Annotated in this window: 1 protein-coding gene; it reads right to left on the reverse strand. The window is 63.5% G+C overall.

Translation table 11 applies throughout. From position 1 onward, the window contains the following. Window positions 1–41 precede the first annotated feature (41 nt). Window positions 42–1124 carry a transposase gene (locus DV704_RS12085; protein WP_233498359.1) on the reverse strand — a complete coding sequence of 361 codons (1083 nt, stop codon included), beginning with the start codon at window positions 1122–1124 and terminating at the stop codon, window positions 42–44. Window positions 1125–1340 lie beyond the last annotated feature (216 nt).

Below are 1340 nucleotides of genomic sequence, written 5' to 3' on the forward strand. Positions count from 1 at the left end.
GTCGTGACGACTCCCCGTTCTTCAGAACGGGGCTTCTCGGTTCACGCGGAAGCGGCTACCCGCTGTCCATCCCCGAGGGCTCCGTCCAAGCCCAACGCCAGAATAACCTTTGCGGCAGCCACGTCCCTGTCCAACACGCACCCGCACCCGCAGGCGTGGATGCGCTCGGAGAGTTCCTTCTTCCTGATGCTGCCGCACTCGGGGCATATCTGGCTCGTACCGTGCGGTCTGACCGCCACTACTCTCCGCCCGGCACTCGCAGCCTTGGCGGAAAGGATGGAAATAAAAGACGCCCACCCCGCGTCCAGCACCCCCTTGGCGAGCCGGGAGCGGGCCAGGCCGGAAGTGTTCAGGTCTTCGTGGACGATGGTTCCATATTGGTTGACGAGTTTTCGGGCCAGCTTGTGGTGGAAGTCCCTCCTCTGGTTGGCAACCTTGCGGTGCTGCCTCGCCAGCCTCTCCTTCAGCTTCCGACGCCGGTTGGAAGCGCGCCGCTTCTTTGACAGAGACCGCTGGGTGCGTTTCAGCCTGGCCTCGGCCTTGCGGTACGCCTTGGGAGGGGCAAAGGTTTCCCCCTCCGAGGTCGCCACGAAGTGCGAAAGTCCCAGGTCTATGCCCACCGCGTTCTCCGACGGGGGTAAGGGCTGAACCTGCACCTCGCAGACGTACACCGCGTACCAGCATCCGGCAGAGCGCTTGATGCTGAAGGTCTTGGGTACTCCCTCCAGCGGGCGGTGCTGCTTCATCCGCACGTGGCCCACCCCAGGCACCTTGACCTTGCCGTTCCCCAGAGGCTTGCCCGGCCCCACCCAGCAGCCCCCACGAACGACCTGGGGGAAGGTGAAGCTGTCCCACCAACCCCGGCCTTTGAAGCGGGGGTAACCGGGCTTCTCCCCCCGCTTGAGGCGAGAGAAAAAGCCCTGGAAGGCCCGGTCCAGCCGCTTCAGGGTTTCCTGCAAGACCTGGGCGTACACCTCCCGGTACTCCGGCCTTGCCGCCTTGACCTCGCCCAAAAGCCGCATCTGCTCGTACAGCGCGACCGACTTCCCGGCCTTCCGCCAGGCATCGCGGCGCTCCTGTAAAGCGGCGTTGTATAGTTCCCGCGTCAGGTCCAGGATATACACCAGCCTGGCTTCCTGGGCCTTGGTGGGGTACAGGCGGTATACAAAAGCCTTTTTGTGGGTGGTATGCTCGATATGCGTCGCCTCCTATTCAGCTGATGCCGGGCTCGGGGTGTTACAGCACCGCCGGGCCATTTCTGTTCCCATCATACAACCTGTACCCCCGCATTGAAGATGCGGGGCACTATAGCCCCTTCCACACCATCCCCGTTTCGGTAG

Source organism: Meiothermus sp. QL-1 (assembly GCF_003351145.1).
Taxonomy (GTDB): domain Bacteria; phylum Deinococcota; class Deinococci; order Deinococcales; family Thermaceae; genus Meiothermus.